The organism is Paenibacillus sp. GCM10028914, assembly GCF_042666275.1.
In the GTDB taxonomy this organism is placed as follows: domain Bacteria; phylum Bacillota; class Bacilli; order Paenibacillales; family Paenibacillaceae; genus Paenibacillus_AQ.
In genome coordinates, this window is the sequence record NZ_JBHTFO010000007.1 from 24200 (window position 1) to 43727 (window position 19528).

Sequence of the window (19528 nt, forward strand, 5' to 3'; positions counted from 1 at the left end):
AAATCGTAGTTCCGTCATTATAAACCAATCACTTTTCGCCGCCTCATAAGGATGAGTAGAATAGGGGCACCGACAAATCCTGTGATGATTCCGACCGGAACCTCAGCTGGAGACATGACGACCCTCCCAATAATATCAGATAGAAGTAAAATCATTGGGGCCAGGACTACGGAATAGAGAAATATCCATGGTTGATTTGGACCGATAAACCACCTCACAAGGTGGGGAACCATTAAACCGAGAAAAACAATAGGGCCCGCAATAGCCGTTGCACCGCCCGCTAATAGTGTGATGGAAATAAGACCAAGTATCCGAGTTAAGTTTACATTGACGCCAAGAGAGGAGGCGCGATCGTCACCATATGCAATAGCATTTAATGCTGGAGCAATTATAAAAGCTAATATTGCACCTACAACGAGAAATGGGGTAATCGTCCAGAGATCCTCCAGACCTTTTCTTGCTATGGAACCAACTCTCCAGCTCAACATTCCAGCAAATGCTCGGCTATCTATTAAAGATAAAGCAGTTGTTATTCCGTTCAATGCTGCAGCCAATGCCACCCCAGCCAGAGTGATTTGTTCCGGTGTTGGCGATTTCTTGCCTGCACCGGCACCGATAAAATATATGGCAATGGTGGTAATAAGAGCCCCAGCGAGTGCAAACCATATATAGCTCGACATCGATGTAATAGAAAAAACGCCTACAGCCAATGCAACAGCAAAAGCTGCCCCTGCATTCACTCCAAGAATGCCAGGGTCAGCTAATGGATTACGTGTTAGAGCCTGAATCACAGCCCCTGCTAGACCAAAGGCCGGTCCAACAGCAAGGGCGATAATGGTTCGAGGTAATCGAGACTCATGAATAATTGTATAGTCATAGCTATTTGTAGGAGAAGAGAATAAAGCTTCCCATACTGTACCAATGGACAGTGGTTTAGATCCAATCATGAGACTTAGGAAGACAACCACCACTAAAAGGAATAAGGCGAAGACTAATCCGATTATCCGTTGCAATCGTAAGGCAGTAATTGGTTTTTTTTCTGTTACTTTTTTTGATTCACCATTTGACTGCTTACTTGCTGTCAATAATCTCACTCCCCGCCTTCTAAGGCTTTATTAAACATAGATGGCAATTGTTCAACTGCCCATAGTAAGGCTGGTGCAGTACCTGCTGAGAAGGCATCTGCATAGTCACCGTCAATAATTACTGATCTTCCCTCAGTAACTGAAGGGATTTTTTGATAAAGAGGATTGTCCGTTATTTCTGCTGTGTCCACCCAAATCGGGATAACGACGGTTAAATCAGCATCAAAGAGCTCTAATTGCTCGTCTGCTACTTGTACATAGAAAGCACCGTTTGCTTGTTGTTCAATTTCCTCTTTATTTTTAAATCCTAGCTTGGTCATAAAATCAACACGAGCATCACCATTTACATATGCTCCCCAACCTTCAGATGTGTATGCCCCTACAGCAACTGTTTTGTCAGCAAATTGCGGATATTCTTGTTTTGCCTTTTCAAAAGCAGTATCAATATCTTTCAGTAACTGTTCTCCTTCTGCTTCCTTGCCAAGGGCTTTTGCGATGATTTGAACCTGTTGTTGGTAAGTGGTCAAGTAATTATCGCCACCTTCAGGAACACCGACGGTTGTCGCAATTTCAGAAAGGCGGTTGTAACGTTCTTGATCCCCGGAAGATCTAACATCTAAGATTAAGTCTGGCTCTAGTGAGGCAATTTGCTCATAATCGAGTTCCATCGTTCCGAGAATGGTCGGTGCAGTCTTATAAGCGCCTTTTAACCATGGACCCACACCTTCACCACCAAAAGCAAGCCAGTCACTAGCACCAACAGGTTCTACTCCAAGTGCTAAAGCTGTTTCTGCGTCACCCCAGCCAAGGGCGACAATCCGTGTAGGCTCTTTGTTAATCTCTATTTTACCGAATTTTGTTTCAATCGTAGCAGCCGTAAAGTCACTTGATTCTTTATTTGAATTAGTCTCAGACTCTTTACTTGTATCAGAACCACATCCAGATAATCCAATGGCTACAATAATAACCATGATGAAACTGAGTAATCTGGTTGAACTTAGATGTTTCTTCATTACTGATATAATCCCCTCTCGAAACTTTAATATTATAAGGTAATGATAATCATTATCACTTTCATTATATTATGATATTTGGGATTTATCTATTTTGTCAATAAAGTCGCTAACACTGGGATATATTGTGGTGTTTTGTTTGTGAAAAATTTAGGAGTGGAAATGGATATTTATGATCGTGGTAGCGACTAGGGATGTTTATTATAAACATCCATTCGCTTCTAAATGAGCGGACGGATGTTTTTTTGCTTTTCACGCTTTGGAGCATAACAAAACAGGCTTGACTAAAATATAATTACTCATTATAATTCAATTAATCAATTGAATAGTATTGAAGGGGAGGTTTTTATTATGGCAGCAGTAGCTTTAACAAAACAGACGTTTGAATCAAACATTAAAGATGGAGTGACTTTAGTTGATTTTTGGGCATCTTGGTGTGGACCTTGCCGGATCCAGCTTCCAATTGTACATGAATTAGCGGATGAGCTAGGGGCACAAGCAACACTTGCTACAGTTAACGTTGACGAAGAATCAGAAATAGCTACTCAATATGGAATTAGAAGCATTCCTACATTACTGTTATTTAAAGATGGTAAACTAGCTGAGACATTGGTGGGAGTTACTCAGAAGCAAGCTCTTAAAGATAAAATTCTAAGCCTTGTAAATTAATATTTAGATAAAAGAAAGACCCGAAAGAGGGACACTTTGAAAGTGGCTTCTATCGGGTCTTTCTTATGTTAATCATTCTCATTGGAAGTGCTCCTGCCATTCATTCAAGCCTTCCACCATCCGATAAGCGGTGAACCCTTCAGACTGCAATTTTTGTGCAGCAAGTGCTGAATATATACATAGTGGACCTCTGCAATAAGCGATAATCTCTGAGTCTTTTGGTAATTCCCGCATTAGAACATCTAATTCCTCCATCGGAATTGAAATGGCTCCTTTAATATGCTCGATTTCAAACTCTTCTTTAGGGCGCAGATCAATCAGAACCATGGAGGAATTATTTAGTTTTTCCATAACTTCATCCATCGTAAGTGTATGAACATCATCAAGGTTATTCATGAAATCATCTTTCATTTTATTGATATCTGGAAGTTGCTTTTCACTGATTCGCCATAAGGATGAAAGAAAATCAATGATTTCAGGATCAGCTAAAGAGTAGATCATAAAGGTCCCTTTTTTTGTGAATTTAACAAGCTTTGCATCCAGTAGAATTTGAAGATGACGGGATACATTCGCAATATTCATATCTGTGCAGGTAGCTATTTTTTCTACAGTTTTAGGACCATTGGTTAAAATATTCAAGATTTCAAGACGTTTATCACTAGACAAACATTTTCCGATTCTAGCCAATTGCTTGTAAAGATCTTCTTTAAAAAGCTTCGCAGAGTTTAGAATATCCTCCATGCTTATCAACCTCGATTCTTTTTATAAGTTAAAGTGTCGCAGATCGTATCCGATATTATTTCCTCTATCTATTCAAATGTTACATTATCATTCCATAACTAGATTAAGGTTACTCAATTGAATAATGGAATTTTAACATGTACCTAAGTTTAGTCAAGTGATAGCCATTTCGGTTAAGGGACCTGGTATTGACGAAAATACAGCCATTCGTTATAATTCAATTAATCAATTGAATATAATAATTATATCAATGTAGTTTTCTACTGTAAATACAGTCAAGACTGGGGGAGAGAATATGTATAAATCCGTAATTGTTGGAACGGGTCCAGCAGGACTAACAGCAGCGATCTACTTGGCTCGTGCAAACATGAGTCCTCTCGTCATTGAAGGACCTGAGCCAGGCGGACAGCTCACTACAACAACGGAAGTTGAGAATTATCCAGGATTTCCTGACGGTATTATGGGTCCTGAGCTAATGGATAATATGCGAAAACAAGCGGAACGTTTTGGAGCTACATTTATGACCGGGTGGGTAGATAGTATAGATCTGAAGGAACGACCGTTTAGACTTCAAGTGCAGGATAAAGGTGAACTTGTTGCGGAGACGCTGATCATCTCAACGGGTGCCAGTGCAAAGTATTTAGGTATACCTGGTGAAATGGATAATGTAGGACGTGGAGTAAGTGCTTGTGCCACTTGTGATGGTTTTTTCTTTAGGAATAGAGAAGTGATTGTTGTTGGTGGTGGCGATACCGCGTTGGAAGAAGCCAACTTCTTAACACGATTTGCCTCTAAAGTTACTGTAGTCCATCGTAGAGATGAATTACGAGCTTCAAAAATTATGCAAGATCGAGCTCGTTCGAATACTAAAATTGATTGGGCACTTAACAAGACACCTCTTGAAGTTGTTGCAGAACAGAGTGGCGTAACGGGACTGAAAGTACGAGACAATATTTCCGGCGAAGTTGGAATGCTTCATGCAGATGGTGTCTTTGTAGCTATTGGTCATCGTCCGAACACTGGTTTTTTAGAGGGCCAAATTGAAACAGATGCAAACGGCTATATTGTTACAGTTCCAGGAACATCTTTGACGAATATCCCAGGTGTATTTGCATGTGGAGATGTACAGGATAGCCGCTATCGTCAAGCCATTACAGCAGCTGGAAGTGGGGCTATGGCAGCAATGGATAGCGAAAAGTTTATCGATTCTTTGGAGCACTAATTCATTACTCACGATGTTCGTCTGCTGGAGAGCGTAGCGGATAAAGTATATGAGATAGAAGATAACAAAATAATTCAAAAGGCATAATGAAGGCCGAGCACAGTCAGGATATTTTCTGAATGTGCTCGGTTTTTCTACTTTATCTCAACAGCTTCATTGTGATATTGGCAGTACCTATTGGTTATTATTTGAAATTTCTGTTGACATTTTGTATACGTATGTATACCATTAAGTACAACGAAGTGTATACAAATGCATACAACGAAAGGTGAGAGATAAAATGAGAGATGAAAAATTTAAGGAATTTAAGGAATTTAAGAAAGAGGGACATCATCGTGGAGAACGTCATAAAGGAAGAGGGGGATCGCACGAACGTGGAGCTAAGACTTTTCGTCGAGGAAGAGCAATTGCTTTTTTAGAGCGGTTGACGCTTAAGCGTTTAACCATTATGCAGCAACTAGAAAAACCAGAGTTTCAGTCTATTCAGCCGATTCTTGTCGGTGAGTTAAAGGCAATTGATATGGTAATCAGCGAATTTACTCAATTATTTGAAATACATGAGAATGAAGTGACGGAAATACCCGGTAGTGATGAAAATGCAGATGATATCATTTTGAAGCGTAAACAGCCTTCCGAGCATGATGAGATGGGAAACGATATTAATGAAACAAATTAATGGGTATATCGATTCTGTGTTTTCGAATCAAGATGCGATCTTGGAGGGAGTTATTACGTCCATTGAAGAAAACGGAATGCCCTCTATTTCGGTATCTTCATCCGCCGGAAAACTTCTAACCATGCTGGTATCCATTTCAGAAGCTAAAGATGTTCTGGAGATTGGTGCACTTGGAGGGTACAGCGGGATTTGTCTTGCCAGAGGATTCGGTAAAGAAGGACATTTAACTTCTCTTGAATTAGAGGAGAGATACGCGAAGTTAGCATATACCAATCTAGCCAAGGCAGGCTTTGGCGATCAAGTATCATATATGACGGGAGAGGCCCTGCAAAGTCTTGAAAATCTGACTAAAGATCAGAAGAGATTTGATTTTTTCTTTATTGATGCTGACAAAGGTAATTATGAAAATTACTTGAGATATTGCATTGAGCTTGCAGAACCGGGGGCAATCATCGTTACAGATAATGTACTTGCTGGGGGTAGTGTCGCTGATCAAGATGCGAATCCTAAACGATATACGGAATTAATGAAGAAGTTCAATGAGACCGTAGCGAACCATCCGAAGTTAGAATCGCTTCTTATTCCAATTGGTGATGGAATGACGATCTCAAGAGTGAAGAAATAATAGGAGATAGGGAAACGGGAGTGGATTGAGAGTACCATTTTTAAAATGAAGTGAAGACGAATATATTAGAAATTCTTCGAATGGCTTCGCCCTTTATTACTATGGGGTGAAGCCATTCTTCTTTAGAAGGATTTAACGAACAGACCGCTATTTTCTTTAATTAAAATATATATAACATTCTATCAAACTGGATCATTTTAGTGTAATATAGTGGAAAATCATTTACTTTTTTTGTAAGACCAATCTGCATATAGAGGAAGCATGGGAGCAAACCAAGTCGGAGAAAATAGAGGAGGATAAGATAGACGAACGTAGTTTATCGAAAAAATATGAAATATATCTGCATAAATTGTAATAAGGTGTTTACCGAATTTCGTTACACATGTTTCTGTAATGGAATGCTGGATATCCAACAAGATTTTAGTTCGGTCGATACAGACAAACTAAAGCAACTTTTTCAACAGCGGTTATCTGATCGTAGATCGATATATGCTAGTGGTGTATGGAGATATAAAGAACTCATTTTTCCAGAGGTTGAAGATGAACTAGTTGTTTCTAAATATGAAGGGAATACCGGACTTTACAGTCCTGAAACGATAGAGCAGTATGTGGGGGCAAGATCAGTATGGATAAAGGCACAAAGTGAAAATCCCAGTGGTTCATTTAAGGATAATGGCATGACCGTTGCGGTTACACATGGTAAATCATTAGGGTATAGCAGATTTACTTGTACTTCGACAGGAAACACCTCTTCTTCATTAGCCATGTATGCAGCCATCGCACAACAAAAATCCTATGTATTTGTACCAGATAAAAATATTTCTTTGAATAAAGTGTTGCAGACCTTAGCGTATGGTGCAAATATTTTTTCCTTTGAAGGTACATATGATAATGGAATTAAATTTTTGGAAGAAAGCAGTGAATCACTCGGTTTATATATCTGTAATTCGATCAATCCTTTTCGGATTGAAGGTCAAAAAAGTATTGTTTATGAACTTGCTCAAGACCTGAATTGGGAGCTGCCTGATTGGATTGTGGTACCTGGAGGAGCGTTAAGTAATGTATCGGCTTTAGGAAAAGGGTTGTCTGATCTGTTTGCCTTGGGTTTTATTGATAAACTGCCACGTGTTGCGGTTATTCAGGCCGATGGAGCCAGTCCTTTCTATAAGATGATAACTGCTCAAAAAAATGTACTTGAACCAGAACCACATCCTTACACTTTGGCCTCTGCTCTTAATATTGGAGATCCTCCAAGTTGGCGCAAGGCCATGCGTACGCTCCAAAAGACCAATGGAGTAGCAATGTCTGTCACAGATGACGAAATTTTAAATGCTAAGGCAGTTATCGATGCATCTGGTATTGGTTGTGAACCTGCTTCAGCTGCGACTGTGGCAGGGGTCAAAAAGTTAATACAGCAAAAGGTAATCGATAAAGATGAAACCGTGGCTTGCATCTTGACAGGTCATATTTTGAAAGATACGGATGCACTTCGTATGTATCACATTGAAAAGGAACAACCATATTCTAATAGAATTATTACGAGCTCTCTTTCTATTGATAGCATTATGGAGCAAATAATATAAAGTCAGTGAATATGAAAAAAGAAATGGCTTCGCCCTTTATTACTAAGGGTGAAGCCATTCTTTATTTCGGTGGATTTAGCGATTTCTTTTATTAAGGTACTTAGATAAAGAGATGAATTTTATTAAGAGAATTAACTAACGATTTTAAGGCTAAGATTTTTTACTTTTGAATTATCTTTGCCAAGGTTTCAATACCATAAGCTAATTGTTCCTTCGAGGCATAGGAGTATGAGACTCGAAGGTGTGAATTGTTCTGAGGTTCATATATGAAGCCCGGATTAATCAGTATGTTTTCTTTTATCGCTTGTTGAAAAAGGTATCGATTCACTATAGGTTTATTTAATTTTAACCAGATGTAAAATCCGCCTTGTGGAACGTCCCATTCGGCTATGCCTTTAAAATGCTGATTGAGAAGAGATAGGGTAAAGTCTCTACGTTCTCTAAGCTTATGCCGTAGCCACGCTACATGCTGAGCATATTGTCCACTCGCTAACCATTCGGCCACAAGGTGCTGAGAAAGCGCACTGGAACCATAGTCGGTTTGCATTTTAATATCTGCTAATCGGTCAATAACGGTCACGGGACCGTTAATCCATCCAATACGTAAGCCAGGGCTTAATGTTTTGGACATGCTCCCAATGTAAAGAACAAGGCCCTCTGTATCGAGCGATTTCAACGATCTCGGGGGTTCTTGGTCGAACCATAAATCACTGTATACATCGTCTTCTATAATTGGGATCTGTTCTTGTTGGCATATGGATAAAAGCTCTAATCGTTCTTCATGCGTCCAAGTCGTATTGGTTGGATTGTTGAATGTTGGAATCGTATAAAAGAGTGATGCTTTCTGTTTCTTGTGGATTCGTTTGATCTGTTCAGGAATTCGTTCCTGACCTTGATTCGGTAAGCCAACTAAATGCATGCCCGCCGATTGAAAAGGGTGAACCGAATTTATATAGGAGGGGGACTCATGAAGTATCATGGATCCCTTCTGAAGTAAGCCAACGGCTATCAGTTGGAGTGCTTGCAGCCCGCCTGATACGATCATGATGGAACTGATGCTTGTCGTGATCCCCTTAGTCTGCAAATAGTCGCATATATACTGGCGAAGCCGCTTATCTCCTTTAGGCTCGGAGTAGCCTAAGGAGAGGGTTTTAAACGATGTGGTATGAAAAGTTGCTTCGATTAGATGGGTAGGCAAGAGGGATGGGGAGAGCTCGCCCGTTCCTAAGCGGATCATATGAGGATCCGTTTCATAATGATTAATGTCCTGAATGGTTGTCAGATTAGGCTCATGAATGCCGCTCTGTACATAGTTCTTCCAGTCAAGACGTTTAGTAGAGATAAGCACATTCCATGTGTTATTAGAGACAAAAGTGCCGGATCCAGCTTTCGTTTCGAGCAATCCGTCTGCGATTAACTCATCGATGGCTGAGATAATCGTGCTCCGGTTTACATCAAAAGTGTCTGCAAGTATGCGCTGGGATGGAAGCCTTGTTCCAACCGGCCAATCACCCCGGATAATGTGTTGCTGCATCCAATCTACAATCTGCTGGTGCAGTGATTGGTTGGATGAACGGTCTGGTTTCCAATCGATATACATACGAGAAAAAGTCCTTCCGTGTCAGTATTGATTCAGAAATTGGTTGGGTTAGTGGAGCGTCTATTGGATGATCAATTCCTTAGTCTATTTCATTATACTGAACTAAACATAAGGGGGCATCGTATGGAACCATTTTTTCATGGACTACTATTGGCACTAGGGTTGATATTGCCGCTTGGGGTACAGAATGTGTTTATTTTTAATCAGGGAGCGATTCAGCCATCCTTCAAAAAAGCATGGCCTGCAGCGCTCACGGCTGCGATATGTGATACCGCACTTATTCTACTTGCTGTTCTGGGTGTTTCGGTCATCGTGATGCAGTACGATTGGCTGCGTCTTGCAATGTTGATCATCGGCGTTCTCTTCTTAACGTATATGGGGTTTCAGACTTGGTTTGCCAAGTCCAATATACAATCAGATAATCAGGCGCTCCAGATGACTGTCCGAAAACAGGTAGTATTCACGTTATCCGTTTCATTATTAAACCCGCATGCCATTCTGGACACAATCGGAGTTATTGGTTCGGTCTCTCTTATATATGAGGGAGTAAATAAAGTAATCTTCACACTCACATGCATTCTTGTATCCTGGTGTTGGTTTCATGGATTATGTGTAACAGGGCGGATGATAAGAAGACTGGACACCACAGGAAGATTTCTAGACCTATTAAATAAAGTATCTGCCATCATTATTTGGATCACGGCGCTTTATATGGGGAAAGCTATTATCTGAATGTGTTCTGAAGTGCTTTAAACTGCTCTTCGTATTTTTCAAGCTTAAGTTTATCGTGCGTTGAGTTTAGGAGAGGTTTCCGTTTACCTACGACCATAACATCGTTACCATAAATAGTTTGTGATAAAGAAACGTATGGCTCAAATTTTTCACACACCGTATGAGGAAGAGATACGGATAACCTTGCGTATTCTTTTGTAGGGAATCGATTAGAAATCTCTAATTCTTGTAACCCGTTCAAAGTGGAAATAGGCTCTAAGGATTCGTCTAGGACTCGATTATTAACTTGCTTTTTTATCACTTGAGTGGTAAAGTGATCTTAACAACAACACTGGGGAGGGAAAATGCAATGCAGAATAATACGATTGGCTCATTAATCTGGCTGCGATTGATGCGTTTCACGAACCAGAGTAACCAGATGTCGAATGAGTTCCTAAAGCGATTTGATCTTACAACAGCACAATTCGATGTACTTGCGCAGATTCATGTGTATCAGCCATTAACACAAATGGAGCTTGCTGAGAAAGTAACCGTAACACAAGGTGGAATATCACGCATGCTCGCCCGTCTTGAGAAGGAAGGGTATATAGAACGGAAGCAAGATTGGAAGACGAAGACGATTTCTTTAACTGCACAAGGAACAGCCATCTTAGAGAAAGCTATGCCTGAACAGTTAGCGTTCCAATCCTCATTCTTTGATGATGTATTGACGGATGAAGAGAAGAAGACATTATATACCTTAATGACACGTGTTCATAAGCATAGTGAGAAAAAAGAGATACCGCCTGAATCCATTTCATAGAAACTATTGCTGCTTCATTCACGAGTACATGAAATGGATAGGGCTACAAAAATTTTTTACAACATCACTTGATTAATCAAGTTATAAAATGAGGAGGAATTCATATGCATCAAATTCCAGGACATCACCATATTTCAATGATTACAAAAAACGCCCAGCTTAACAATCAATTCTATCGAGAGGTACTTGGCTTGCGCCGAGTGAAGAAGACCGTCAACCAGGATGACCCTTCCATGTATCATTTATTCTATGGAGATTTGACGGGGAGCGCAGGTACAGAACTATCATTCTTTGAAATGCCAATCGTAGGAAGTACCGTTCGTGGTACGAATGCGATCACGGGGATCGGACTGCTGGTTCCTTCCTTGCAAAGTTTAGATTATTGGAAGGAACGGTTCGTGGCATTAAACGTGAAACATGAAGACATTACAACCTATGCAGGCAGAGAAGCACTTCCATTTGAAGATCCAGAAGGTCTGCGGCTCATATTAATTAATAATCAGGGTGCAGATATACCGGAATATTGGGAAGCTTGGGAAGATTCTGTCGTTCCTAAAGAGTATCGCATCCTAGGCATGGGAACCGTCGAAATGACCGTACGAAGTATAGATACAATGGCTAAGACGCTAAAGGATATGTTTGGGTATACCGAAGTATCTCGTTCTGAAGAAGAAGCGATTTATCAGTCCGTCAGCGGAGAGGTTCTTGGTGAGATATTGGTGAAACAGAAAGATGGTCCACGTGAAAGACCCGGTCGGGGAAGTATTCATCATCTGGCAATCCGCGTGAAGAATGATGAGGAGCTCACATTCTGGGATGAGGCTATTAAAGCTAGAGGTCTCAGCTCTTCGGGAATCGTTGACCGCTATTATTTTAAAAGCCTATATTTCCGTGAGTCTAATGGTATTTTATTTGAGATCGCCACGGATGGACCTGGATTTACGGCAGATTCAAGTGTCGAATCGCTTGGAATAGAACTTGATCTACCACCATTCCTGGAGGATAGACGCGAAGAAATAGAAGCAGGACTTACACCATTAGATTAATAGGGAGAGATGTAGCATGGAACAATATCGCATTGATACCCATAAAGGAATAGAGTTTGGTCTGTATTCGATCGGAGAGCATTTAATTGATCCGTTTACGGGAAAACGGATAAGCGCAGAACAGCGTATCCATGAAATTATTGAGGCCGGCAAGCTAGCTGATGAAGCGGGACTTGATGTGTATGCTGTAGGTGAGAGCCATCAGGAGCATTTTACAACACAGGCACACACGGTCATTCTCGGTGCAATTGCTCAAGCGACGAACCATATTAAGATTGCAAGCTCAGCAACCGTGCTCAGCACATCCGATCCGGTACGTGTATATGAGGATTTTGCAACACTGGATCTGATCTCCAGAGGTCGTGCTGAGATCGTTGCTGGTCGTGGCTCGCGGATTGGCGCTTACAGCTTACTCGGTTATGATGTGCGTGATTATGAAGAACTGTTCGAAGAGAAAATGGACCTGTTAATTAAACTGAATGAGGAAGAGAGTGTAACGTGGGAAGGCCAGTTCCGTGCACCACTTAAAAATGCAACCATTCTTCCACAGCCTCAAAGTGGAAAAATACCGATCTGGAGGGCAGTCGGAGGCCCACCGGCTAGTGCGATCAAGGCAGGTTATGCAGGGGTTCCGATGATGTTAACGACGCTTGGTGGTCCAGCGATTAATTTTAAACGTTCAGTGGATGCATACCGAGAAGCAGCATCATTAGGAGGATTTGATCCTTCCACTTTACCGATTGCGACATCAAGCTTATTCTATACTGCGCAGAACTCACAAGATGCCCTGCGTGAATATTATCCACATATCAACTCAGGTATGGCTGCATTGAAAGGCAGCGGTTATCCAAAACAGCAGTTTACGCAGTCCACCGACTATCGTGATGCATTAATGGTGGGCAGTCCGCAGCAAATTATCGAGAAGATGTTATACCAACATGAGCTGTACGGACAACAGCGGTTTTTAGCAGAAATTGATTTTGGCGGCTTGCCGTTTGAGAAAATCATGAAGAATATTGAATTGATTGCAACTGAAATTATACCTGCGGTTAAGAAGCATACAGCAAAATGATTTTTAACATAATTCTACAATAAAAAAACAGCTTTCCGAAAAAGACACGGACAACAAATCCGTGTCTTTTTTTATTTTAATTCACATGAAACCTTAGATAGTAGGATGCGTATACTTCAATATCTTGAATAACAAGGGGGAGTTGGGTTGTCTTTTTTTAATAAGATACTTGCTAGTGTAGGAATTGGAGCTGTTCAAGTCGATACACGTCTCGAGAAGTCAGCGTATTATCCCGGTGAAGATATAAGAGGAGTTATTCATATTACAGGTGGAAATGTAGAGCAGAATGTGGATAAAATCTACATTAAGCTGATGACAGAATACACTAGAGAAAGTAACGATAAGAAGTATTCAGAATCCTTCACTTTGGCTAAAATCAGAGCATCGGATAAACTGATTGTTCAACCGGGGGAGAAGCTAGAGATTCCATTCGAGTTTCCTTTACCACTGGAGACACCCCTTACACTTTCCAGACAACCCGTGTGGCTGCGCACAGGCCTAGATATTGAGAATGCGATTGATCCTAAGGATCGAGATTTTATTGAAGTTACTCCACATCCATATGCAGCGGTTGTTTTTGATGCAGTGTCAAAGCTGGGTTTCCGATTTAAAGAAGCAACCTGTGAGTATCATTCACGCCTGGGCAGAGGAATACCTTTTGTGCAAGAAATTGAATTTTACCCGGGGAGAGAATTTGCTCACCGCGTAAAGGAGCTTGAGTTGATCATGCATCTGGAGCGAGATGGATTGTCTGTTCTTGTGGAGGTGGATCGAAGAGGAAGAGGTCTTTCCGGATGGTTGGAGCAATCATTCGATATGAATGAGCGCCACGCCTGGCTGACATTTGACAGCTCTGATTTAGAAAAGGGAGCTGACCATATTGCTGGTCTATTAGAAGAATTGATAGATTCAAAGACACGATAATTGATCATTGCGACAACCGAATAATTGAAATTTATGGTATTAATAATTATCGTTTCTAGTATAATAGATATACTCTATAACTAGAAAGGATGGTCTATATATGAAGTTTACTGAATATCCGTATAAGCGTCCGGACATGAAGGAAATTGAACAGCGGTTTAAAGAGTTGCTTCAACAGTTTGAAGCAGCGTCTACGTTCGAAGAACAAGATGAGGTTATGTCAGCCATCAATCAGTTGCGTCAAAATGTGGATACCCAATCGACCTTGGCCAGCATCCGTCATTCGATTGATACGAACGATCAGTTCTATAAGGCTGAACAGGACTTTATGGATGAAGCAGAACCAGTGATCCAGGAATACATAACTGATTATTATCGTGCTCTTGTTCATTCTAAGTTCCGTTCAGAGCTAGAAGCGAAATGGGGACGTCAGCTGTTCGCTCTGGCAGAATTATCGCTTAATACTTTCAGTCCAGAAGTGATTGAGGACTTACAGCTTGAGAATAAGTTGGCAACAGAGTACAACCAGTTGATTGCTTCTGCCAAGATTCCTTTTGATGGCGAAGAGCTTACGCTTTCCCAGTTGACTCCTTATGAATTGTCCACAGACCGGGAAGTGCGTCAGCGTGCGTTTACAGCACGTTATCAATTCATGGCTGAGCATGAGGCGGATTTTGATCGAATTTATGATGACCTGGTTAAAGTACGGACCAAAATCGCAAAAAAACTTGGATATAACAATTTTGTTGAGCTAGGATATGCTCGTATGGCTCGTACCGATTATAACGCAGATATGGTCGCTAATTTCAGACAACAGGTACAAGATTACATCGTACCTATTGCCTCGAAGCTGAAGGAGCGCCAACGCAGCCGTATTGGCGTTGATGACCTGTTGTTCTACGATGAGGGATTTACATTCAAATCCGGAAATGCGACGCCGAAAGGTGATCCAGAATGGATCGTAGAGAACGGCAAAAAAATGTACAGCGAATTGTCGCCGGAGATGAATGAGTTCTTTACCTTTATGGTAGACAATGAACTGATGGATCTGGTGAGCAAGAAAGGCAAGCAGGCTGGTGGATACTGTACGTATATACCGGATTACCGAGCACCGTTTATTTTCTCTAACTTTAACGGAACTTCCGGGGACATTGACGTACTCACGCACGAGGCCGGTCACGCGTTCCAAGTGTACGAAAGCCGTGGTCTCGATGTGCCGGAGTATCATTTTCCTACCTATGAAGCCTGTGAAATTCATTCCATGAGTATGGAGTTCTTCACTTGGCCTTGGATGGACCTCTTCTTTAAAGAAGATGCAGACAAGTATAAATTCAGTCATCTGTCATCCGGCCTTGAGTTCATTCCTTACGGCGTGTCAGTCGATGAATTCCAGCATTTTGTGTACGAGAATCCGGATGCAACACCGGCTGAACGTAAAGCGGCATGGCGTGAAATTGAGCGAAAATACTTGCCGCATCGTGATTTTGCGGGTAATGAATACTTAGAGAATGGCGGTTTCTGGCAAAGACAAGGACATATTTTCAAATCGCCGTTCTACTATATTGATTACACATTGGCTCAAATTTGCGCCTTCCAGTTCTGGGTTCGCTTGCATGAGAATTACGAAGCGGCTTGGGCTGATTACCTAAAATTATGCCAAGTTGGCGGTAGCAAGTCGTTTGTTGAATTGGTGAAATATGCAGGACTTACATCTCCATTTGAGGATGGTACAGTAGCTTCTGTTGTTGGAGATATTGAGAACTGGTTGAACAGTGTGGATGATAAAGCACTTTAATTAATTAGTTTAATATTTTATGTGATTGGTGAGAGCCAAGTGAGGAAAAGATTAATATCTTATCTTCGCTTGGCTCTTTTCCGTAGAGAATTTGCAGTTTGAAGATGAAGGCGTTAAACTGATGTATTACTCATATAAATTATTTTTTGAATGGAGGAATATTGATGTCTCAAGATATCTTAAACACAGCTAAATTAGTGCATCAGATGGCATTACAGAAAATTCAGTCTATACCGGAGGAATTATTCGATATTCAACCTGCGCAGTTTAACAACACCATCCGCTGGCATGTAGGTCATATTGTGGTAAGTTTGAATCAGTTCCTTTCGATTTCGGTTCCATACGATTTTGAGCTTCCTGAATCCTATATCGGGTTGTTTAATACGGGAACGAAGCCTGCGGACTGGACAATAACTCCTCCTACGAAGGAAGAATTGATTCAGAATATTTCAGGCCAGCTTGAGCGTTTGGCAGGTTTATCGGCAAGCGCCCTTGAGCAGCCGCTGAAACAGCCGATTGATTTGGGTAAGATGCACTTTGAAACAGCCGGAGAAATGGTTAACTTTACGTTGATTCATGAGGCTATGCATATCGGGAATATTTCAAGCATGCTGAAGGTTATTGAGCAGGAACGTGCGTAACCATATTTCCGAAATATATTGAAAGATCGGAGCGGTCTCTACCTGCAGTACGAAGCGGGATGAGGCCGCTTCTTTCGTGTGATAATATAAAAAGGCTCCTGAATGATCAGGAGCCTCAAGAAAAGCTAAGGTTATGCTTTTTGGACAGTAGGAGCCTTGTCTGCATCTTTGTCCACAGCAGGCTTCGCACGCTTGATGAACAGGGCAAGAACAAATGCCACTACAATGATGCAAACCGATACGAGGAAGGAATCGTTAATCCCTTCAATTGTACCTTGCGCGATCACTTGCTGCTTAAGCGTAGCAAGCTCTTCCGCAGAAGGTTTGCTCGTTAGTTTTGCCATTGCTGATTCCATCATATTTTCAATATGTGTCTGCGTGCGAGTAGACATTACAGTGACAAGCAGTGCCGTACCGATTGCACCAGACACTTGGTTCAACGTGCTGTTCATGGCTGTACCATGAGGTGTATAACGCATTGGAAGTTGGTTCAAGCCGTTGGTCATGATCGGCATCATAACCATGGACATTCCGAACATCCGGAAGGTATACATAAGAATCAGCGTGTTGTACGATGTTTCAAGTGACAATTGGCTAAAGAAGTATGACGTTACAACGGTAATAGTTAACCCGACCATACTAAGTATTTTGGGACCAAACTTATCGAATAGCTTACCGGTAATTGGCGACATAATACCCATAACAATAGCACCGGGTAGCATAAGTAACCCTGAATCCATAGGTGAAATGCCGCGGATGGATTGTAGATAGATCGGCATAAGCAGCATCGCTGAGAACATCGCCATGTTTACCGCAACAGAAATGACTGAAGATAAGGCAAACATAGGATATTTATAGACTCGGAAATCAAGCATTGGTTGCTTTAATTTAAATTGACGAAGAATAAACCAGACTAGCGCAATCAAACCGATACCAAGCGTGATATACACCTCTGAGTTGCTCCAGCCGCCTTTATCGGTATTACCGGCAGTACTAAAGCCGTACAAAATACCACCGAATCCGATACTAGATAGGAGGATCGAGAGGGAATCCACATTGATTGCAACTTTCTCTTTCTTATCTTTGAGCTTGAAGAATGCAAGAATCAGAACCACGATGGCAATTGGCCAAATGATGTGGAAGAGCATATTCCATACATAGTGTTCGATAATCCAGCCTGAAAGTGTTGGGCCGATCGCTGGGGCAAAGATCATAACCAGACCAAACATCCCCATAGCACCACCACGCTTCTCAATTGGGAAGCTGGTCAGCATCACGTTCATGAGCAGCGGCATCATAATTGCAGCGCCGGACGCTTGCACCATACGACCAGTTAATAGTATTGGGAACGATGGAGCGAATCCACCGAGCATAGTACCTAGAGTAAACAAGCTTATGGCGGTTAAGAACAAATGTCTGACAGAAAAGCGTTGAATCAGAAATGCAGTAGACGGAATCATGACACCGTTCACCAGCATGTAGCCTGTTGTAAGCCACTGTACAGTGGATGCACTCTGAATATTAAATTCCTTCATGATCGAAGGCAGTGCAATATTTAGCAGGGTGTTACTTAAGAGAGCAACAAATGCTCCCGTCAAAAGAATAGCAATGATGCCAAAAGGCGAGGTCGAGGTTCTAGATCGACCATTCGTATTTTCCATAATTTCTCCTCCAGTGATTCGATAAAAGTAAACAAAAATTGGAAGGCGTTATTCACCCCTCCTTCACTCACGACGCTTCCATGTTTTTAACATCATTTCTCGGAAATGATACGTAAAGATACTATGTTAATAAACATCTTGTTTATTAAAAGTCATGAAGTCTATTATAATTACACATATTCATCATTGCAATAAACAATTAGAGCAGAATTGTTACATTCTGAACAAGTAAACGTTATGGTGTCTAATATTTAAATTTTTACATATGATAAGGGGTGAGAAAAATGAAAGAGAACGTTGATCGAAGAATTGTTAGAACAAAAAAAGCTTTACGTGATGCATTGACTGCATTAATGAAAGAAAAAACGTTTGATGAAATTACGGTAAGCGATCTAACGACAAGAGCCGATATTAATAGAGGTACATTTTATTTGCATTATCGGGATAAGTACGATCTACTTGAGCAAAGTGAAGAAGAAATTATGGAAGGGATCAGACAAACCAAAAGCAAGAAGAAGCTATTAAAGCGAGAGGATATACCGAGGTTCGACTTTATGAATGAACCGATACCTGTTGTTACAGAACTGTTTGAATATCTTCAGGAGAATGCGGAATTTATGACCGTTATTTTGGGAGCAAAAGGAGATCCGGCTTTTCATGTAAAACTTAAGAGTGTCATGCGTGACATTATGGCTGAGGGTATATTATTGCATCTGAAAGAAGAGGATCTAATCGTCCCCCTCGGATACCTTTCAGCATACGCTATATCGGCACAGCTTGGAGTGATACAACATTGGTTGGATACAGGAATGAAAGAGAGTCCGGAAGAGGTTTCTCTAATTATTTCTAGACTTGTCTTTGGGGACCCCTCGACCATATATAAAGAGCCTAAAAAAAGCATGTTTTTAGAAAGTGAAGAAGATGGATATTCTATTTAACTTGCGTCGATCAGAAGAATGATCGCTTTCCTTTGAGTAATTTTGTGTATTGGAATGCTAATCTGGTTATATATAGATGAAGGAACCTCTTTGTTTGTACTAAGGAGATGAAGATAAAAATAAGATGATCTCATTTACATTGATTGCATCCATAATCGGAATTAATGTCGTTTATGTCTCTATCTTTACACTTCGTCTAATCTTGATGATCAAGGGGAGAAGAGGACTTGCTTCCATCCTGGCGATGATTGAGGTATTTGTGTATCTGGTAGGCTTGAATCTAGTTTTGCAAAATGTGGACAATCCTATTAATATGGCTGCCTACTGTCTCGGTTTTGGGTTAGGGGTTTATTTAGGAAGCCGTATCGAAGAGTATTTGGCTCTTGGATACCTCGTTGTTCAGGTTATTGTGGATTCGCTAGAAATGGAGCTGCCTGCTAAACTGCGTGAAAAGGGCTATGGTGTCACTTCATGGACGGCAGACGGCAAAGATGGTAAGCGTCTTGTACTCCAAGTGCTCGTAAAAAGAAATAATGAAAGACGATTGATGGATACATTAAAGCAACTATCTCCGGGTGCCTTTATCATCTCTCATGAGCCTAAAAGTTTTAAAGGCGGGTTCTGGGTAAGACTTACGGAAGGACGCAGATAATCGTAACTCATACGTTCCATATGTTGGGTTTATACTGTAAAATAAGAAGGG

Annotated in this window: 19 protein-coding genes; 14 read left to right on the forward strand and 5 right to left on the reverse strand. The window is 41.0% G+C overall.

Annotated features, from left to right (window positions below; translation table 11 throughout):
* Positions 1–17 precede the first annotated feature (17 nt).
* Positions 18–1085, reverse strand: a complete 1068-nt coding sequence (locus ACFQV5_RS05845) for a FecCD family ABC transporter permease (RefSeq protein ID WP_379244568.1) — start codon at positions 1083–1085, stop codon at positions 18–20.
* Between the two features lie 5 nt (positions 1086–1090).
* Positions 1091–2098 (reverse strand): iron-siderophore ABC transporter substrate-binding protein, encoded by a 1008-nt coding sequence (locus tag ACFQV5_RS05850; RefSeq protein ID WP_379244570.1) that lies wholly within the window; start codon positions 2096–2098, stop codon positions 1091–1093.
* Positions 2099–2449: 351 nt separating this feature from the next.
* Between ACFQV5_RS05850 and trxA the strand changes: the two genes are divergently transcribed.
* On the forward strand, positions 2450–2767 hold the full coding sequence (gene trxA, locus ACFQV5_RS05855; RefSeq protein ID WP_379244573.1) for a thioredoxin: 318 nt from the start codon (positions 2450–2452) through the stop codon (positions 2765–2767).
* Positions 2768–2845: 78 nt separating this feature from the next.
* Here trxA and ACFQV5_RS05860 read toward each other — a convergent pair whose 3' ends face one another.
* Positions 2846–3508, reverse strand: coding sequence for an ArsR/SmtB family transcription factor (locus ACFQV5_RS05860; RefSeq protein WP_379244575.1), 663 nt, complete (start codon positions 3506–3508; stop codon positions 2846–2848).
* 295 nt (positions 3509–3803) lie between these two features.
* Between ACFQV5_RS05860 and trxB the strand changes: the two genes are divergently transcribed.
* The 4 genes from trxB (at position 3804) to thrC (ending at position 7614) form a co-directional block, all read left to right on the forward strand.
* Positions 3804–4730: a thioredoxin-disulfide reductase gene (gene trxB, locus ACFQV5_RS05865; RefSeq protein ID WP_379244577.1), complete on the forward strand. Its 927-nt coding sequence runs from the start codon at positions 3804–3806 to the stop codon at positions 4728–4730.
* Positions 4731–5010: 280 nt separating this feature from the next.
* The gene (locus tag ACFQV5_RS05870; RefSeq protein WP_379244579.1) at positions 5011–5406 is read left to right on the forward strand and encodes a hypothetical protein; all 396 of its coding nucleotides are present in this window, start codon (positions 5011–5013) and stop codon (positions 5404–5406) included.
* Positions 5393–6031 (forward strand): O-methyltransferase, encoded by a 639-nt coding sequence (locus tag ACFQV5_RS05875; protein WP_379244582.1) that lies wholly within the window; start codon positions 5393–5395, stop codon positions 6029–6031. The genes ACFQV5_RS05870 and ACFQV5_RS05875 overlap by 14 nt, the downstream gene beginning before the upstream one ends.
* Positions 6032–6360: 329 nt before the next feature.
* On the forward strand, positions 6361–7614 hold the full coding sequence (gene thrC, locus ACFQV5_RS05880) for a threonine synthase (RefSeq protein WP_379244584.1): 1254 nt from the start codon (positions 6361–6363) through the stop codon (positions 7612–7614).
* A gap of 160 nt (positions 7615–7774) precedes the next feature.
* Here the strand turns inward: thrC and ACFQV5_RS05885 are convergent, their stop codons facing one another.
* Positions 7775–9214, reverse strand: coding sequence for an aminotransferase-like domain-containing protein (locus ACFQV5_RS05885; RefSeq protein ID WP_379244586.1), 1440 nt, complete (start codon positions 9212–9214; stop codon positions 7775–7777).
* Between the two features lie 123 nt (positions 9215–9337).
* Between ACFQV5_RS05885 and ACFQV5_RS05890 the strand changes: the two genes are divergently transcribed.
* From ACFQV5_RS05890 to ACFQV5_RS05920, 7 genes are all read left to right on the forward strand, one after another.
* Positions 9338–9946: a LysE/ArgO family amino acid transporter gene (locus ACFQV5_RS05890; RefSeq protein ID WP_379244588.1), complete on the forward strand. Its 609-nt coding sequence runs from the start codon at positions 9338–9340 to the stop codon at positions 9944–9946.
* A gap of 349 nt (positions 9947–10295) precedes the next feature.
* On the forward strand, positions 10296–10748 hold the full coding sequence (locus ACFQV5_RS05895) for a MarR family winged helix-turn-helix transcriptional regulator (protein WP_379244590.1): 453 nt from the start codon (positions 10296–10298) through the stop codon (positions 10746–10748).
* 104 nt (positions 10749–10852) lie between these two features.
* Positions 10853–11794: a ring-cleaving dioxygenase gene (locus tag ACFQV5_RS05900; RefSeq protein ID WP_379244592.1), complete on the forward strand. Its 942-nt coding sequence runs from the start codon at positions 10853–10855 to the stop codon at positions 11792–11794.
* A 16-nt stretch (positions 11795–11810) separates the two neighbouring features.
* Positions 11811–12866: an LLM class flavin-dependent oxidoreductase gene (locus tag ACFQV5_RS05905; protein WP_379244594.1), complete on the forward strand. Its 1056-nt coding sequence runs from the start codon at positions 11811–11813 to the stop codon at positions 12864–12866.
* Positions 12867–13013: 147 nt separating this feature from the next.
* On the forward strand, positions 13014–13790 hold the full coding sequence (locus ACFQV5_RS05910) for a sporulation protein (RefSeq protein WP_379244596.1): 777 nt from the start codon (positions 13014–13016) through the stop codon (positions 13788–13790).
* A gap of 100 nt (positions 13791–13890) precedes the next feature.
* Positions 13891–15585 (forward strand): M3 family oligoendopeptidase, encoded by a 1695-nt coding sequence (locus tag ACFQV5_RS05915; protein WP_379244598.1) that lies wholly within the window; start codon positions 13891–13893, stop codon positions 15583–15585.
* A 164-nt stretch (positions 15586–15749) separates the two neighbouring features.
* Positions 15750–16226: a DinB family protein gene (locus tag ACFQV5_RS05920; protein ID WP_379244600.1), complete on the forward strand. Its 477-nt coding sequence runs from the start codon at positions 15750–15752 to the stop codon at positions 16224–16226.
* 131 nt (positions 16227–16357) lie between these two features.
* On the opposite strand, the gene ACFQV5_RS05925 is transcribed toward ACFQV5_RS05920, so the two are convergent.
* Positions 16358–17887 (reverse strand): DHA2 family efflux MFS transporter permease subunit, encoded by a 1530-nt coding sequence (locus ACFQV5_RS05925; protein WP_379244602.1) that lies wholly within the window; start codon positions 17885–17887, stop codon positions 16358–16360.
* Positions 17888–18171: 284 nt separating this feature from the next.
* On the opposite strand from ACFQV5_RS05925, the gene ACFQV5_RS05930 reads away from it, so the two are divergent.
* Together ACFQV5_RS05930 and ACFQV5_RS05935 are read left to right on the forward strand one after the other, a co-directional pair.
* A complete protein-coding gene (locus tag ACFQV5_RS05930; RefSeq protein WP_379244604.1) occupies positions 18172–18825 on the forward strand; it encodes a TetR/AcrR family transcriptional regulator in 654 nt (217 codons plus the stop codon).
* A gap of 124 nt (positions 18826–18949) precedes the next feature.
* The gene (locus ACFQV5_RS05935; protein ID WP_379244606.1) at positions 18950–19477 is read left to right on the forward strand and encodes a DUF2179 domain-containing protein; all 528 of its coding nucleotides are present in this window, start codon (positions 18950–18952) and stop codon (positions 19475–19477) included.
* Positions 19478–19528: the final 51 nt, after the last annotated feature.

What these genes read in the sequence shown, in the direction of transcription:
- ACFQV5_RS05900 (WP_379244592.1), top strand. Translation starts at nt 10,853, where the DNA reads ATGCATCAAATTCCAGGACATCACCATATTTCAATGATTACAAAAAAC.
- thrC (WP_379244584.1), top strand. Translation starts at nt 6,361, where the DNA reads ATGAAATATATCTGCATAAATTGTAATAAGGTGTTTACCGAATTTCGT.
- ACFQV5_RS05860 (WP_379244575.1), bottom strand. Translation starts at nt 3,508, where the DNA reads ATGGAGGATATTCTAAACTCTGCGAAGCTTTTTAAAGAAGATCTTTAC.
- ACFQV5_RS05920 (WP_379244600.1), top strand. Translation starts at nt 15,750, where the DNA reads ATGTCTCAAGATATCTTAAACACAGCTAAATTAGTGCATCAGATGGCA.
- ACFQV5_RS05885 (WP_379244586.1), bottom strand. Translation starts at nt 9,214, where the DNA reads ATGTATATCGATTGGAAACCAGACCGTTCATCCAACCAATCACTGCAC.
- ACFQV5_RS05925 (WP_379244602.1), bottom strand. Translation starts at nt 17,887, where the DNA reads ATGGAAAATACGAATGGTCGATCTAGAACCTCGACCTCGCCTTTTGGC.
- ACFQV5_RS05895 (WP_379244590.1), top strand. Translation starts at nt 10,296, where the DNA reads ATGCAGAATAATACGATTGGCTCATTAATCTGGCTGCGATTGATGCGT.
- trxA (WP_379244573.1), top strand. Translation starts at nt 2,450, where the DNA reads ATGGCAGCAGTAGCTTTAACAAAACAGACGTTTGAATCAAACATTAAA.
- ACFQV5_RS05905 (WP_379244594.1), top strand. Translation starts at nt 11,811, where the DNA reads ATGGAACAATATCGCATTGATACCCATAAAGGAATAGAGTTTGGTCTG.
- ACFQV5_RS05935 (WP_379244606.1), top strand. Translation starts at nt 18,950, where the DNA reads ATGATCTCATTTACATTGATTGCATCCATAATCGGAATTAATGTCGTT.
- ACFQV5_RS05870 (WP_379244579.1), top strand. Translation starts at nt 5,011, where the DNA reads ATGAGAGATGAAAAATTTAAGGAATTTAAGGAATTTAAGAAAGAGGGA.
- ACFQV5_RS05930 (WP_379244604.1), top strand. Translation starts at nt 18,172, where the DNA reads ATGAAAGAGAACGTTGATCGAAGAATTGTTAGAACAAAAAAAGCTTTA.
- ACFQV5_RS05890 (WP_379244588.1), top strand. Translation starts at nt 9,338, where the DNA reads ATGGAACCATTTTTTCATGGACTACTATTGGCACTAGGGTTGATATTG.
- ACFQV5_RS05915 (WP_379244598.1), top strand. Translation starts at nt 13,891, where the DNA reads ATGAAGTTTACTGAATATCCGTATAAGCGTCCGGACATGAAGGAAATT.
- ACFQV5_RS05850 (WP_379244570.1), bottom strand. Translation starts at nt 2,098, where the DNA reads ATGAAGAAACATCTAAGTTCAACCAGATTACTCAGTTTCATCATGGTT.
- ACFQV5_RS05875 (WP_379244582.1), top strand. Translation starts at nt 5,393, where the DNA reads ATGAAACAAATTAATGGGTATATCGATTCTGTGTTTTCGAATCAAGAT.
- trxB (WP_379244577.1), top strand. Translation starts at nt 3,804, where the DNA reads ATGTATAAATCCGTAATTGTTGGAACGGGTCCAGCAGGACTAACAGCA.